This is a genomic window from Elusimicrobiota bacterium, assembly GCA_041660925.1.
Classification (GTDB): Bacteria; Elusimicrobiota; Elusimicrobia; order UBA1565; family UBA1565; genus JBAZUV01.
In genome coordinates, this window is record JBAZVI010000007.1 from 255,282 (window position 1) to 268,858 (window position 13,577).

Consider the following 13,577-nt stretch of genomic DNA (forward strand, 5'->3'; position numbering starts at 1 on the left):
CGAACCCGCAATGACAGCCGCGCGGAGTCAGGAGGGGTACGGGCGCCAGCATATGGCACCGGCACCGGGGGCGCTGAGCCGTTTGTGCGGCTTTCTCCCCCTGGAAGAGGGTGGAGAAGAGCTTGATCGCGTGGTAGGGATACATAGGCGTCCTTTTCTCGTTATCTATAGGTATAAGACGCATGAAGAGGCCCCCTTTCGGGGGCCCCTATGCGTCTTGGGGGTGTGCTAAATGGTGCCGGACGTTTCGACGGCGCAGGTGTTCGGCCAGACGCAAGGCTTGAACTGCGCGAGCTGCGGGGTCGGCTTCGCGCAGGTGTTCGGCCAGACGCACGGCCGGAACTGCGCGATCTCGACGGTCTGCTGATGGCAGATGGCGGGGAACTGGCACGGCTTGAAATCGGCGGCCTGCAGCGACTGCTGCGGGACCAGGGGGCTCAGGCTGAGGAGCATCAGAATCTCGATCATGGGTCTAGTATAGTCCGCCTGGTCTCCCGCCCGAGAGGACCCCCATCAACCCCGTTCATTGATGTTTGTTATTGAGCGCGGACATTGACCGTGGTCAAGTCTGAGAAAAGAGCAGGGGAGGCCCGTTTCCAGGCCTCCCCGGACCGGCTGTTCACCCTCCCGAGGGTGAACGAATGGGCGTTTAAAACTCCACCTTGACGGCCTTCTTGGCCTCTTTCTCGGCCTCGAAGTACTCCTCGTTCTTCTGGAAGCCGAACATCCCCGCGATCAGGACGGTCGGGAAGCGGCGGACCGCCACGTTGTACTCGCGCAGGGTCTCGTTGTAGCTGCGCCGCTCGACCGCGATGCGGTTCTCGGTCCCGGAGAGCTCATCTTGCAGCGCCATGAAGTTCTGGTTGGCCTTCAGGTCCGGATATCTCTCGATGACGACCATCAGCCGCGAGAGCACCCCGTCGAGCTCGCCGGCGGTCTTCATCTTGTCGGTCCGGCTCTTGGCTTCGCCCCACTGGCTGCGCAGGCGCGTCACCTCTTCCAGGACGCCCTTCTCGTGCTTCGCGTAGCCCTTCACGGTGTTCACGAGGTTCGGGATGAGGTCGAAGCGCCGCTGGAGCACGTTCTCGACCTGGCCCCACGCGCTCTTGACGCCTTCCTGCCGGGCGACGAGCCCGTTGTAGGCCCCGGCCGCCCACACCCCGACCGCGAGGATGAGCGCGCAGATGCTTCCGAGCACGATCCATGTCGTCTTATTCATAGTCTCCCTCCTTGGATATCCTTTCTTGACCCGCGAGGATGCGCGTCATCCCTCGCCTACCAGCTCGCGGAGGCGCCTCCGCCTCCGGAACTCCCGCCGCCGAAACCGCCGAAACCGCCTCCGCCCGAGAATCCTCCGCCGCCCCAGCCGCCGCCGCCGTATCCTCCGCCGTAGAAACCGCCTCGCCGTCCGAACCCGGAGGCGCGTCCGGAGCGAGAGCCGAAGAGGACGACCGCGCATATCACGGGAATGATGAAAAGCAGGATGCCCATGGGCCGCGGCCCCTCCCCCTCCGGCGCGCGCGGTAGAGTCTGTCCCGAGAGAACCGTCAGCACTCCCTCGACGGCGTCGCTCACGCCCGGGCCGTAGCGCCCTTCCCTCAGATGAGGGACCAGGCGCTCGCGCAGGATGCGCCCGCAGAGCGCGTCGGGGAGCATCCCCTCGGCCCCGTAGCCGGCCTCGATGCGCGCCTTGCGGTCCTTGACCGCGAGGAGCAGCAGCACGCCCGTGTCGCCCTTGCGCCCCACCCCCCACTTGCGGAAGAGGAGGTTGGCGAAGGTCTCTACGTCGTAGCCCTGAAGGTCGCCGACGACGGCGACGGAGACCTGGAAGCCGCGTTCGCGGTCGAAGGCCTTCAGCCGGGCCTCGAGCCGGGCGGAGGTCTCCCCATCCAGGACCCCCGCGAAATCGCTGACGAAGCCGCGCGGCTCAGGCAGGTCGGGCCCCGCGCCGGACGCGGGAAGCGCGGCGAGGAGGGCGAGCAGGGCGGCGCGGAAGAGGCCTCTCATGGGCTCGGATTATAGCGAATGCGGCCGTGCTATACTTTCCTCGACGGGAGCCCGACGACGAGGGCTCGAACGATGAGCGATCGGAAGGTCCACATGCCCACCGGGAAAGTGAAGTGGTTCAACGACCAGAAGGGGTTCGGCTTCATCACCCCCGACGACGGGTCCCGCGACCTGTTCGTGCATTACACGGCCGTCACGGCGGAGGGCTTCAAGTCCCTGGCCGAGAACATGGCCGTGGAGTACGAGGTCGAGCAGTCCGACAAAGGACCGCGCGCCGCCAAAGTCCGAAAGATATAACCCGAAAATCGGCGCACGTTCTTTCCCCCCGAAAAGGGGAGCGCTCCTTTGCGCCGATTTTCAGGTTCTCCGTCTGCTTGCCGGATGATATTTGCAGCAGACCCCGGTCCGGGAATCCCCGTCAGGGATTCCCGGACAGAGCCGCGAGGATGCTGCGGGCGAAGTCGCTCAGGCTCGGGTCCCGCGCGCCCATGACCAGCACGAGGTCCCCCTCCAGGGCCTCGGCGGCGACGGCCGCCGGGATGTCGGCGCGCTCGGGGACGAAGGCGGCCGTGCGGCCGCGCGCGGCGACGGCCTTCACGATATGCTCCGAGGAGATGTCCTTCACCGCGGTGCCGCCGGCGTAGTAGATCTCCGGCATCCAGAGCCGGTCCTCCGGGCCCAGCGCGCTCGCAAAGACCTCGATGAGCTCGTCCTTGACGAAGCGGGTCGGGGCGAAGCCGTGGGGCTGATAGACGGCGAGCACGCGGCGGCCGCCGAGCTTGGCCGCCGTGATGGCGGCGCGCGCCTTGTCGGGGTTGTGCGCGTAATCATCGACGACGCTCACCCCGCGCGCGGTCCCCAGGCGCTCGAAACGGCGCTGGACCCCGCGATAGCCGGCGAGCGCGGCGGCCGCGTCCTTGAGCTGGATGCCCGCCTCGAGACAGACGGCGGCGGCGGCGAGCGCGTTCTCGGCGTTGTGTCGGCCGTCGACGGGAAGTTCGAAGGAGGCCCCGCCGGCCTTGAAGGCGACGCGCCCGGGCTCGAGGACGAGGTCCGTCGCGCGCACCGCGCAGCCCTCCGAGAAGCCGAAGGTCGTCGCGTGCGGGCGGAACTCGGCGAGCAGCGGCGCGTCGCCGTGGACGACGAAGCGGGCGCAGGAGGCCCGGAAGGTCCGGAACATCTCGAGGAGCACGGAGAGCTCCTTGTGGTCGCGGCCGACGCTGAGCAGCGCGCCGAGCCAGGGCTTGTAGCGCACCAGCGAGCCGTCGCTCTCGTCGGCCTCGAGGACGAGGAGGTCGGAGCTCCCCCGCGCCGCGTTGCCGACGAACCCGCGGCTCTCGAGCAGGCGCAGGCCGCCGCCGGTGATGACCGAGGGAGAGCGCTTGCAGCCGTCGAGGATCTCGAAGACCATCGCGACGACCGAGGACTTCCCGCTCGTCCCGGTCACGGCGAGCGCGCGATGGGCGCTGACCTGCTCGGAGAGGAAGTCGGCCCGGTGGATGACCGGAAGGCCGAGCGCGCGGGCCCGGGCCAGGTCGGGGTTGCTCTCCTCGATGGCCGTCGAGAGCACCACCCGCGCGGTGCGCTCGTCGATGCCGCTGCCGTCCTGGGGGAAGAGCCGGATGCCGAGGGCCTCGAACTTCAGGCGCGTCGCGGCGAGCTGGCCCTGGTCGAGGTAGCGGTCGGAACCGGTGGCCGTGCCGTCGCCGAACGCGTGGAACTGCGCCAACGCGCTCATGCCCTGGCCCAGCGCCCCGACGAAATGGATCTTCTCGCTCATTTGCGCGCCGCGCATTCTATCATTGAACCACTTCGATCTCGAAGCCGGCCGAGTGCGCGGCGAACTCGGGAGCGTACATGGATTGCAGCTGCGCCGCCCCGACGCGGTAGCGCCCGGGCGTCGTGGGCCGCATGCGGTACTTGAGGATGTACTCCCCGTGCGGCAGCCAGGAGATGAAGAAGTTGGTCAGCGAGTCCCGCGGCTCTTCATAGCGGGAAAGCCCGTCCCACTTCCACCCGGAGAGCAGCTCCTCTCCCTCGAAGCCGGCGCCGCGCGGGTCCTTGAGGTGGACGTACTCGAACTGCGAGCGCGTCTCGATCTTCAGCTGCACCTCGATGTCGTCGCCCACGCGCACGGCCTCGCCGCTCTTGAGCGGAGTCAGCCGCCACTTCCCCCCCTCCGGGGACCCGCCCGACACCCCGGAGGACGGCGCGAGAGGAGCACGACCCGCGCGACCGCCCTCGCGCACGCGCCGATAGAAGGTCCGGCGTACGTTGAGCATCCCGGGTTCGGATTCCGCCGAGAGGGCCTCGGTGGTGTAGACGGCCGTCAGCGAGGCGAAGGCCAGCCCGGGGCCCTTCTTGCGGACCTCGGGGATCCCCGCCTTCGCCGCCTCGTCGCCGGCGCGCGACCAGCGCAGCGGGGTCTCGAGCCAGTCCTCCGGACCGACCTGGACCTCCTCGCGCACGGCTCCCCAGCGGATGGAGTAGACGTCGCCCCCGTCGAGCGCGCCGCGGGTCTTGAGCACGTCGAGCAGCGCGAAGACGGCGGCGGCGGCGGCCTTCGTGGACTTCCACTCCGTGCCCTTGCGGTTGAAGAGCATCCACTGCACGAGGCCCGGGATGCGCGGGTCCTTCGGCTTGAGCAGCTGCAGCGTGCGGAGCATGAAGGCGTGGGTCTCCAGCGTGTCGTGGTACCAGAGCCATGACTGCTTCTCGGGCTGCCAGTAGGCGCCCGCGACCGGGTCCTCTCGGACGCCGTCCATCGCGCGCGCCAGCAGGCTTCGGGCCTTCTCCTTCTCGCCGAGGCGGTGCCAGGCCTGGGCGGCGTACGCCTTGCCCAGCTGCGTCATGGCCGCCGCATGCTTGTCGGCGAACTCGAGCCAGGCGCGCGCCATCTTCGCCGCCTGCAGGGAGGAGGGCAGGGCCCTGAGTTTCTGCGGGAAGGAGGTGACGACGTAGGACGCGTAGAGGAGCAGGGAGACCTCCCCTTCCTCGGGCTTGAGGTGCCGCGGCAGTTCGCTCATGGCGTAGCGCAGCGCGCGGTCCACGACGTCCTGCGGGGCCTCCACGCCGTAGCGCTGGGCCTCGGCGAAGCCGGAGAGCACGAGCAGGGTGATGTAGGGGTCGGAGCGTCCTCCCGCGAACCAGGGGAAGCCGCCGTCGCCGTTCTGCGCGGCCTTCAGGCGGTCGAGCGCGTCGGCGCGCTGGACGGCCACGACCGAGGGCTCCAGCAGGTCGATGACGGGCAGGGAGGTCCGGCGGCCCTCCGCCTCGGCCATCCACGGGCTCTCCATGAGCCGCGTCACGCGCTTGGCGTCGTCCTTCTCCCAGGCCGGGCTCAGCGTCGAGCGCTTGGGGACCTTCGCTGCGGCCTTCGCGAGCGCCGGATGCCTCCGGTAGACGGCGTTCACGATGGCGAGCGGGACGTAGCGGTCGAGCGTCTGTTCGACGCACTCGTAGGGATAGCGCACGAGGTGCGGGATGCTGTTGAGCACCGCGAGCGCGAGCTGGGGGTCCACCTGGAGCTGGAGGAGCTCGTAGCGGCGCGAGGGGTCCTTCTCGGCGAGGACCTTGAGCGCGAGGAGCTTCGTCGCGTCGCCGTCGAGTGCGGCGACGACGCTGTCGACGAGGCGCTGGCGCGAAGGCAGGACCGGCAGCTCGCGCTCCTCGGCGTCGGTCCGTCCCGGCGCGCGCGCCGTGGCTTTCACCTTGAAGTCCTTGAGCTCGCGCGGGGCCTTCACCTTCCACGCGAAGGCGCTGACGCCGTGCGCGGCGGCCTTGAAGGACCGCTCGAGCTCGGCGGGCTTGAGCCCGAAGAGCGCCTCGGCGGGCCCCTCGGGTCCCTCGAGCGCGAGCGCGACGGTCCCGACGAGCTCTCCTTCGGTCTCGTTATGGACGACGGCCTTGAGCTCGGCGTCGTCGCCCTCGCGCAGGAAGCGCGGCATCTCGACGCGGACCATGAGCTCCTTGCGGGTCACGGTCGTCGCGCTCACGCGGCCCGACTTCACGTCGCGCGTGAGCACGCTCGCGACCGCCTTCCAGGAGGTCAGGCGCTCGGGCGCCTTGAAGGAGAACGACCCCTTCCCGGCCGCAAGGCGCAGCTGGGGCTTGTAGAAGGCCGTCTCGGAGAAGTCCTTGCGGGCGGCCACGGGAGCCGGGGAGGGCGCCGCGTCGGCGTCCGCCTTCGACTTCGACATCTCCCGATGGAGGGCGCGGCCCTCCATGGGCGCGGCGGCCGGCGCGGCCAGTTGAGGCGCCCCGCCCATCGCGGAGTCCATCTCCTGGAGCATCATGCCCTTCGCCATGCCCCCGCCGCCGCCGATGAAGCGCCCGCGATAGCCCTCGAGCCGGGCGCCGCTGAGGCGCAATCCCGGCGGGAGCGCCTCGCGCGTCGCGCGGCCGAAAAGGTCGAGCAGGGCTTTGATCCAGCCCTTGTCGATGGGCAGCTCGACGGCGTGGCGGGTCAGCACCGAGCCCTGGGCGCCGCCGGGCGAACCGCGCCGGGCGTAGAGCTCCGAAGGATCGACGCCTTCGTCCTTGACGTAGTACTCGAGCGAGCGGTCGAACATGCGCACGCTGGCCTCGGCCTCGACGGGGCGTCCGTTCGCGTCCTTCGCCTCGAGCGACCAGCGCGCGCTCTGCCCCGGCTCGAGCGCCTCATCGTGGCGCAGCCGGACGCTCAGTCGCTTGTCCTTCCACGGCACGCCGAGAGCCAGGGAACCCGCGCGGGGCTTGAAGTCCTTCACGCCGAACCAGCGCACGCTCGCGCCGCCCTTGTGCGCGGCTCCCAGCGGGAGTTCGACGAGGCGCACCCCGCCTTCGGGGAAGACCTGACGGGAGAGGAGGCTCGAGCCGCCCCAGACCTCGACGTGGAGCGCTCCCTGGAGCGCGTCGGAGCCGAGGAGCATGCGGACGGTCTCGCCGGCCGCGTACTCCGAACGCTCGGGCAGGGAGACGCCCGCGAGCTTGAAGGGTTGGCGCCTGGCGCGGGGATCGGCGCAGAGCAGGACCACTGACTGGCGGATCTCGCCGCCCCAGGGGTCCTCGGCGCGCAGCTTGAGCCGGTAGGCCCCCGGCTCGAGCGCTTTGAGCGCGAGGCGGACCTCTCCGGCGCCCTCGAAGCGGAGCGTCCCCTTCTGGACTTCGGCGCCGTCGGGCACGTCGCGGTAGAGCCCCTCGAGCGAAGGGCTCTCCGGGAAGCCGCCCCAGGACTCGCCGGGGTCGGCCATCGCGGGGGTCTTCTCCAGACGGACCACCGAGTAGCTCCCGCGGCCGGCGGCGTCCTTCTCATTGAGGTCGAGCAGGCGCGCGGCGACCCTGAGGGCCCGGCCGGCCGTGGCGAAGGCCGACTCGGGCGCGATGGAGAAGAGGAGCGCCGTCGCGCCCGCGGTGTACGTCCGCTCGGCGTTCAGCGTCCGCCCGCCCGCGTCGCGGGCCTCGACGCGCACGACGAAGCGCGCGGGCATGGGGTCCTTCTCGTCGGCGGAGCGCGGCTGGGGCGTGAAGGAGAAGCGGAAGCGTCCCGACGGGTCGGTCCGGGCCTGTCCGCGCAGGACCTCGGAGCGGTCCGAGCCGGAGAAGCGCCAGCTCCACCACCAGCAGAACCAGGGCCGCCAGGTCTCGCGGCTGACGACGTAGGTCACGGGCGCGTCCGGGACGGGCCCGCCGAAGTAGTACTTCGCCGCTCCCTCCACCTCGACCTCGCGGCCGAAGCGCCAGGGCCCCTTGGGGTCCGCGAGCGTCACCTCGAACTCGGGACGCTTGTACTCCTCGACGGAGAGGACGGCCCCGCCGCTGAAGGACGTCCCCTGCTCCTGGACGACCGCGGAGAGGCGCCAGTTCCCGAGCATGCGCCCGGTCGGCAGCGCGAACTCGCCGGCGAGCGTGCCGAACGAGCCGGGCTTCTTCGTGAGCGCGGCGACCTCGACCCCGTTGCCGTCGAAGAGCTGCACGCGCGCCTCGGCCGGGCCGGCGTAGGCCTTGAAGCCCTGCGGGACGCGCTGGAGCACGACGACGCGGAACTGCACCTTCTGGCCCGGGCGATAGACCGGGCGCTCCGTCTCCACGAGGAGCTGGAGGAAGGGCGGCGGAGAGAAGCCCTGCGAGACCTGATTCTGGAAGTAGGCGAAGGCCTCTCCGCTCTTGAGCAGCGGATCGACGTTCGCCCAGCTGTGCTCGTTGGGGCGCAGGCGGACGGTCATCGGCAGGGAGGCGCGGCCCGCCTCGTCGGTGCGCAGGGAGCGCCGCTCGGAGCGGTTGGCGTCGTGCGTGCGCATGAACACGTCGAGCTCGGCGCCCGTCAGCGCGCGCCCGTCGCGGCCGTCGAGCGCGTAGAGCCAGAAGGCGTCGGCGCTGCGCTCGGAGGGTCCTTCGGGACGGACGACGAGCTCTCCCTCGGGCACGGAGAGGCCCGCCGAACCGAAGAGCACGGCGTCGGTGAGGTTGAGGAAGGCGCCGACGATGAGCGCGGCGCCCCGCTCGCACGACTTCTCCGAGCAGGCGACGGCCGCGTAGAGACCGAGGCCCGCGTCGGACGCGTCCGCCTCGGTGGCCACGCTCTCGTGAAGATCGGGCGCCTGGACGGGGACGCTCCAGGCCCGCACGGGCTTGCGGGAGGCGACGAGGTCGACGAGGAGGTCCTGCGGGAGCCAGTTGAGGACGCCGGACCAGGTCGCGTCCCCTCCCTCGAAGCGCGCGCGGGAGAGGAGGTCCTCGGGAGCGAGTCGGTAGAGCCGCAGGTGGACGGCCTTCAGGTTGCGCGTCTGGAGCCGGAACGCTCCCTTGCCCGGCGGCGGGGCCGTCCGCGTCTGCAGGGCGAGCTCGGGCCGGCGGATCTCGGCGGAGAGCCGGGCGCAGTCGTCGGCCCCCCGGCTGCGCGGAGCCAGCTTCGCGGTCTCGGCGCAGACGCGAAGGGCGTCGTCGTTGCGCCGCAGCTCGCGCAGCAGGCCGGCGGCTTCGGCACCGGCGAGGCCCTTCGCCTCGGGCGCGCGGAACTCGCGCAGCCAGCGCTCGAGCTGGGCCGCGGCCGCCGCGCGCGCGGCGGAGGGGTCGCGGAAGGGCCCGACGAGGTCGGGGTGCCGGAAGGGGATGAGGAGGCGCTCGAGACGCCAGCTCTCGGCGGCCTCCGCGCGTCCCTCGCCGCCCAGCCGCCAGGCCTCCTCGAAGAGCGCGCCGGCCTGGACGGCGGGCGCGTCGGCCGGCGAGTAGTCGGAGGGGAAATCCGTCTTGAGGAAAGGCATCGGGTCGGGCCGCGACCCTTCTTCCTGCGCCTCATCCTCGAGCAGCCAGGTGCCGAAGCGGTACGCGTAGACGTCGAGAAGGGTCGGGTAGCGGCCGCGGTCGGCGCCCTTGGCGTCGAGCCAGTACGCCTCCTCGTCGACCGTGCGTCCGGCCATGCCTTTGCGGGACATCCACAGCGCGCGGTAGGACTCCACGATCTCCGCGCGGACCTCGGAGGGAGGACGGCGGAAGGCCTCCGTCTCGCCGATGACCTCATCCTCCGGCATCGTCCCGCCGTACTGCCCGAGGAACTCCCGACCGAGCTCGGCGCGCAGCAGCCGCAGGCGCAGGCGCGAGAGGGGGTCGGCGGGCGCCTCGGCCTTGCGCAGGCGCTCGAAGGCCTCGGCCCAGCGGAAGAGCAGCGCCTCGGACTCGCAGGCGCGGTAGAGGCCCTTGAAGGCGGCCTCGCCCTCCCCTTTGGAGAGCCCGTCATAGAGCTTCAGCGCCTCCTGGTACTGTCCCGACTCGAAGAGCTTGTCGGCCTGGGCGAGGCCGCCGGGCGCGGCGGCGGCGGGAGCGGCGAGGACGGCGAACAGCGCGGCGAGGAGGGGTTTTCTCATGGTCGTGGGACTCCGCGGGGGACGGCGCGCCGACGCTTCAGGTCAGCAGCCGTCGGAGGGATTCGGCGTTGACGATGACGATCATGCAGCATTCGGCCGACAGGTCCTGAGAATACATGTCCACGTGGGACATCATCAGGAGGTCCTGGCGCCCGTCGTAGTCCTCGAGGACCTTCCCGAGGATCTCGGTCTTCGTCCCCTCGTGGATCTCGGGGACGGAGAGGATGATCGTGGTGTCGAACTCGTCGGCGAGCGAGCCGACGACGCCCTGGGCGAGGATGTTGGAGACCTCGCCGATGGTGAGCTTCACGAGGTTCTTGAGGCGCGCCATCTTCTCGGCGAAGGGCCGGGTGACGGCGGCGGCGACGGACTTCGAGCTCGTGTCGGTGAAGAGGACCAGGAACTCCAGGGGAACGTCGGCGCGGGCGCGGAAGCGCGCGCCGATGCAGTGCCCCTGCTCGCGCTGGAACCAGGAGAGCAGCCGCACGACCGGGATCTCGTTGATGCTGGAGGCGGCGATGCCCCACTGCGTGTGGGACATCTTCGCGAGCAGCTGCGTGCTGCGCACGACGCCGGCCTCGAGCAGGCGGGTGACCGTCTCCTTCTGGGCGAGCGTGAGGTTCATTTGTTCATGGAGGGAGCGATCTTCTCGAGCAGGGCGCCGAGCTGTTCGACGTCGAAGGGTTTGCGCAGGATCCCCAGAGCCTTCAAAGCGGCGGCCTGCTCCTGCAGCTTGCGCTGGTCGTTGCCCGTGATGATGATGGCCCGGACCTGCGGGTCGAGCTTGCGAAGCTCCTTGAGCACGCTCAGGCCGTCCTGATCGGGCAGGGAGATGTCGAGGGTCACGAGGTCCGGCTTCGTTTCCCTATAAGACTGGATGCCCGCCGCGCCCGTGTCGGCCTGCGCAACGACCTCATGCCCGAACGACTCGAGCATCTCCTGCAGCATGAGCCGCAGGACCGGAGAATCGTCGACGACGAGGATGCGATAGCCCATGGGTGTCCCGTCCCGTCCCCCGACCGTATTCTGGGGGACCGTACATCGGCCGTAGTGTAGCAGGGGAGGACCCCCTCCGCAAGTAAGCGGAGGGTCAACGCTCGGGGGAGGAGCGGATCTCCGGCTTCTTCTTGCGCACGAGCTCGAGGACGGCCGCCACGAGCTTCTCGGCGTCCGCCGCGAGCTCCGAGATCCGCGGAGAGAGCATGTAGGCGGGCGTGCTGACCAGCGCGTTGCGGGAATCCACGACCACCCCGCCGATGCCGCAGCGCTCGTGCTTGGCGCCCATGGCCTCGAGGGCCTTCGCGGTGCCGGCGTCGTCGCCGATGGTGAGCAGGGGCTTCTCGTCGCCGAGAGCCCGGGCGACGACCGCCGGCGCGATGCAAAGCGCCCCGATGGGCTTTCCGGCCGCGTGCAGCTCCTTGAGCAGGCGCTCGAGGTCCGGCAGGACCTTGCAGGCGGGTCCGTCGGCGGCGAAGGTGGAGAGGTTCTTGGCGGCCCCGTACCCGCCGGGAAGGATCAGCGCGTCGAGGTCCGAGACGCGGGCGGTCCGGAGGTCCTGCACCGCGCCGCGGGCGATGCGGGCGGCCTCGGCGAGGACGTTGCGCTTCTCCGTGACGGGCTTGCCGCTGCGGTGGTCGACGACGTCGGCCTGGACGGCGTCGGGCGCGAAGCAGACGGCCTCCGCGCCGAGCCGATCGACGGCCAGCAGGACGAGCACGGACTCGTGGATCTCGGCCCCGTCGAGGTGGCCGCAGCCGGAGAGGACGACGCCGATCTTCGCTTTCGCCATGGTGCCTCTATTCTATAATTTTCGGCGCTCCCGCGTTTGCCGTGGTTCCACCCGGGAGAGCCGACCTCCCGCGCTTGCCGCCGTGCGGGAAATAGGGGAGAATCCCGGGAGCGCACGGAGAGGACCCATGGCCTACGAGTTCAAGCTGCCGGAGATCGGGGAAGGGCTCACCGAGGGGGAGATCGTCCGCTGGCACGTGAAGGAAGGCCAGACGGTCCGCGACAACGACCCCCTGGTCAGCATCCTCACCGACAAGGCCGAGGTCGAGATCCCGACGCCGGTGGCCGGCAAGGTCCTCAAGCTCTCCGGCAAGCCCGGGGAGAAGGTCCTCGTCGGCGCCGTCATCGCCGTGCTCGACGCCGGCGGGGACGAGAAAAGCGCGCGCGCGGAGTCCTCGCCCGCCGCGTCCGCCGGCGCCCCCCGCGAGAAGGCCCCGCGCGTCGACGAGAAGCCCGGCAAGAAGGCCGTCGAACCGACGGCGTCGCCCGCCGTGCGCCGGCTCGCCCGCGAGCGCGGAGTCGACCTCTCCGCGGTGAAGCCGACGGGGCCCGGAGGACGCGTCACGGAAGCCGACCTCCGCTCGCTGCGGGCGTCGCCGAAGGAGACGGGCCCCGCGGAAGCGGTCCCGGTCCCCGACGGCGGCGAGGAGCGCCTCCCCTTCGTCGGCATCCGGCGCCGCACCGCCGAGAAGATGACGCGCTCGGCCGCGATCCCCACGGTCGCGCACCTCGACGAGGCCGACGTCACCGCGCTCATGCGCCTGCGCTCGGAGCTCAAGGACGAGGCCGCTCGCCGGGGAGTGAAGCTCAGCGTGCTCCCCTTCGTCATCCGGGCCCTCAGCCGTGCCCTCGCGCTCCACCCGTCCCTCAACAGCGTCCTCGACGAGGACGGCGGCGTCATCATCGTGAAGCGCTACCACAACATCGGCTTCGCGACCCAGGCCGCGCAGGGACTCCTCGTGCCCGTCCTCCACGGCGCCCACGCGCTCGGCGTCTGGGAGATCGCGGAGGGCGTCCAGCGCCTGGCCGCGAAGGTCCGCGCGGGCAAGGCGGAGACCGCCGACCTGCAGGGCGGGACGGTCTCCGTGACCAACATCGGTCCGCTCGGCGGCATCGCCGCCACCCCGCTCCTGAACCCGCCGGAGAGCGCCATCCTGGCGATCATGAAGGTCCAGGCGCGTCCCGTCGTGCGCGAGGGAGGCATCCACGTCCGCGACATGCTCAACCTGGTGCTGGTGTTCGACCACCGCGTCGTCGACGGGGCGGAGGCGGCCGCCTTCATGAACGCGGTGGTCCGCGGCCTCGAGAACCCGCGGACGCTCCTGTGACCGCGGACGAGCTGGTCCGGCTGCTGGAGCTCAAGCCCCACCCCGAGGGCGGCTTCTACCGGGAGACCTACCGCGCCCCCGGCGTCATCGCGCGCATCGCTCTGCCGGGGGCCTTCGACGGGCCCCGCCCCTACAGCACCTCCATCCTCTACCTGCTCCCGGAGGGGAGCGTCTCGCGCCTGCACCGCCTGCGCTCCGACGAGCTCTGGCATTACCACCTCGGCGGGCCGCTGACGGTCTGCGAATTCTGTCCCGACGGACGGGTCCTGCGCACGGCTCTCGGCCCCGACCCGCGCGCGGGCCAGCGCCTCCAGCACGCGGTGGAGGCGGGACGCTGGTTCGGCGCCGAGCCCGCCCGGGGGGCGGGCTTCTGTCTGGTGGGAGCGACGGTGTCGCCGGGCTTCGACTTCCGGGACTTCGAGATGGCGCGCCGCGAGGAGCTCCTCGCGCGCCATCCCTCCGAACGCGATCTCGTCCTGAGATTGACCTAGGAGTCCGTCCGAGTAATAGCGTGCGTTTTGGCCGGGCGATTTCGAGCCGAGGCAAGGCGCGAGGAGCGAGGATAGCTTGAGCTATCTGAGCGACGAGCAACGCAGCCGCAGGCCGAAAGCGC

General features: G+C 70.7%; 11 protein-coding genes. 3 read left to right on the forward strand and 8 right to left on the reverse strand.

Annotated features, from left to right (window positions below; all coding sequences use genetic code 11):
- Positions 1-228 precede the first annotated feature (228 nt).
- The 3 genes from WC969_11655 to WC969_11665 form a co-directional block, all read right to left on the reverse strand.
- Positions 229-468: a hypothetical protein gene (locus tag WC969_11655; GenBank protein ID MFA6030501.1), complete on the reverse strand. Its 240-nt coding sequence runs from the start codon at positions 466-468 to the stop codon at positions 229-231.
- A gap of 181 nt (positions 469-649) precedes the next feature.
- Positions 650-1,219: a LemA family protein gene (locus WC969_11660; GenBank protein MFA6030502.1), complete on the reverse strand. Its 570-nt coding sequence runs from the start codon at positions 1,217-1,219 to the stop codon at positions 650-652.
- A gap of 56 nt (positions 1,220-1,275) precedes the next feature.
- The gene (locus tag WC969_11665) at positions 1,276-2,007 is read right to left on the reverse strand and encodes a TPM domain-containing protein (protein MFA6030503.1); all 732 of its coding nucleotides are present in this window, start codon (positions 2,005-2,007) and stop codon (positions 1,276-1,278) included.
- 93 nt (positions 2,008-2,100) lie between these two features.
- Here WC969_11665 and WC969_11670 point away from each other — a divergent pair, with 93 nt between their 5' ends.
- Positions 2,101-2,304, forward strand: coding sequence for a cold-shock protein (locus tag WC969_11670; protein MFA6030504.1), 204 nt, complete (start codon positions 2,101-2,103; stop codon positions 2,302-2,304).
- A gap of 121 nt (positions 2,305-2,425) precedes the next feature.
- Here WC969_11670 and WC969_11675 read toward each other — a convergent pair whose 3' ends face one another.
- The 5 genes from WC969_11675 to elbB form a co-directional block, all read right to left on the reverse strand.
- Positions 2,426-3,787: a Mur ligase domain-containing protein gene (locus tag WC969_11675; GenBank protein ID MFA6030505.1), complete on the reverse strand. Its 1,362-nt coding sequence runs from the start codon at positions 3,785-3,787 to the stop codon at positions 2,426-2,428.
- A gap of 19 nt (positions 3,788-3,806) precedes the next feature.
- A complete protein-coding gene (locus tag WC969_11680) occupies positions 3,807-9,848 on the reverse strand; it encodes an alpha-2-macroglobulin family protein (GenBank protein ID MFA6030506.1) in 6,042 nt (2,013 codons plus the stop codon).
- Positions 9,849-9,885: 37 nt separating this feature from the next.
- Positions 9,886-10,473, reverse strand: a complete 588-nt coding sequence (locus tag WC969_11685) for a hypothetical protein (GenBank protein MFA6030507.1) — start codon at positions 10,471-10,473, stop codon at positions 9,886-9,888.
- Positions 10,470-10,844, reverse strand: coding sequence for a response regulator (locus WC969_11690; protein MFA6030508.1), 375 nt, complete (start codon positions 10,842-10,844; stop codon positions 10,470-10,472). The genes WC969_11685 and WC969_11690 overlap by 4 nt, the downstream gene beginning before the upstream one ends.
- 94 nt (positions 10,845-10,938) lie before the next feature.
- Entirely contained in the window at positions 10,939-11,637 is a 699-nt protein-coding gene (gene elbB / locus WC969_11695; GenBank protein MFA6030509.1) for an isoprenoid biosynthesis glyoxalase ElbB, read from the reverse strand.
- Between the two features lie 127 nt (positions 11,638-11,764).
- Between elbB and WC969_11700 the strand changes: the two genes are divergently transcribed.
- Positions 11,765-12,964: a dihydrolipoamide acetyltransferase family protein gene (locus tag WC969_11700; protein MFA6030510.1), complete on the forward strand. Its 1,200-nt coding sequence runs from the start codon at positions 11,765-11,767 to the stop codon at positions 12,962-12,964.
- Positions 12,961-13,455: a cupin domain-containing protein gene (locus tag WC969_11705; GenBank protein MFA6030511.1), complete on the forward strand. Its 495-nt coding sequence runs from the start codon at positions 12,961-12,963 to the stop codon at positions 13,453-13,455. Before WC969_11700 ends, WC969_11705 begins: the two co-directional genes overlap by 4 nt.
- Positions 13,456-13,577 lie beyond the last annotated feature (122 nt).

What these genes read in the sequence shown, in the direction of transcription:
- WC969_11655 (MFA6030501.1), bottom strand. Translation starts at nt 468, where the DNA reads ATGATCGAGATTCTGATGCTCCTCAGCCTGAGCCCCCTGGTCCCGCAG.
- WC969_11660 (MFA6030502.1), bottom strand. Translation starts at nt 1,219, where the DNA reads ATGAATAAGACGACATGGATCGTGCTCGGAAGCATCTGCGCGCTCATC.
- WC969_11665 (MFA6030503.1), bottom strand. Translation starts at nt 2,007, where the DNA reads ATGAGAGGCCTCTTCCGCGCCGCCCTGCTCGCCCTCCTCGCCGCGCTT.
- WC969_11670 (MFA6030504.1), top strand. Translation starts at nt 2,101, where the DNA reads ATGCCCACCGGGAAAGTGAAGTGGTTCAACGACCAGAAGGGGTTCGGC.
- WC969_11675 (MFA6030505.1), bottom strand. Translation starts at nt 3,787, where the DNA reads ATGAGCGAGAAGATCCATTTCGTCGGGGCGCTGGGCCAGGGCATGAGC.
- WC969_11680 (MFA6030506.1), bottom strand. Translation starts at nt 9,848, where the DNA reads ATGAGAAAACCCCTCCTCGCCGCGCTGTTCGCCGTCCTCGCCGCTCCC.
- WC969_11685 (MFA6030507.1), bottom strand. Translation starts at nt 10,473, where the DNA reads ATGAACCTCACGCTCGCCCAGAAGGAGACGGTCACCCGCCTGCTCGAG.
- WC969_11690 (MFA6030508.1), bottom strand. Translation starts at nt 10,844, where the DNA reads ATGGGCTATCGCATCCTCGTCGTCGACGATTCTCCGGTCCTGCGGCTC.
- elbB (MFA6030509.1), bottom strand. Translation starts at nt 11,637, where the DNA reads ATGGCGAAAGCGAAGATCGGCGTCGTCCTCTCCGGCTGCGGCCACCTC.
- WC969_11700 (MFA6030510.1), top strand. Translation starts at nt 11,765, where the DNA reads ATGGCCTACGAGTTCAAGCTGCCGGAGATCGGGGAAGGGCTCACCGAG.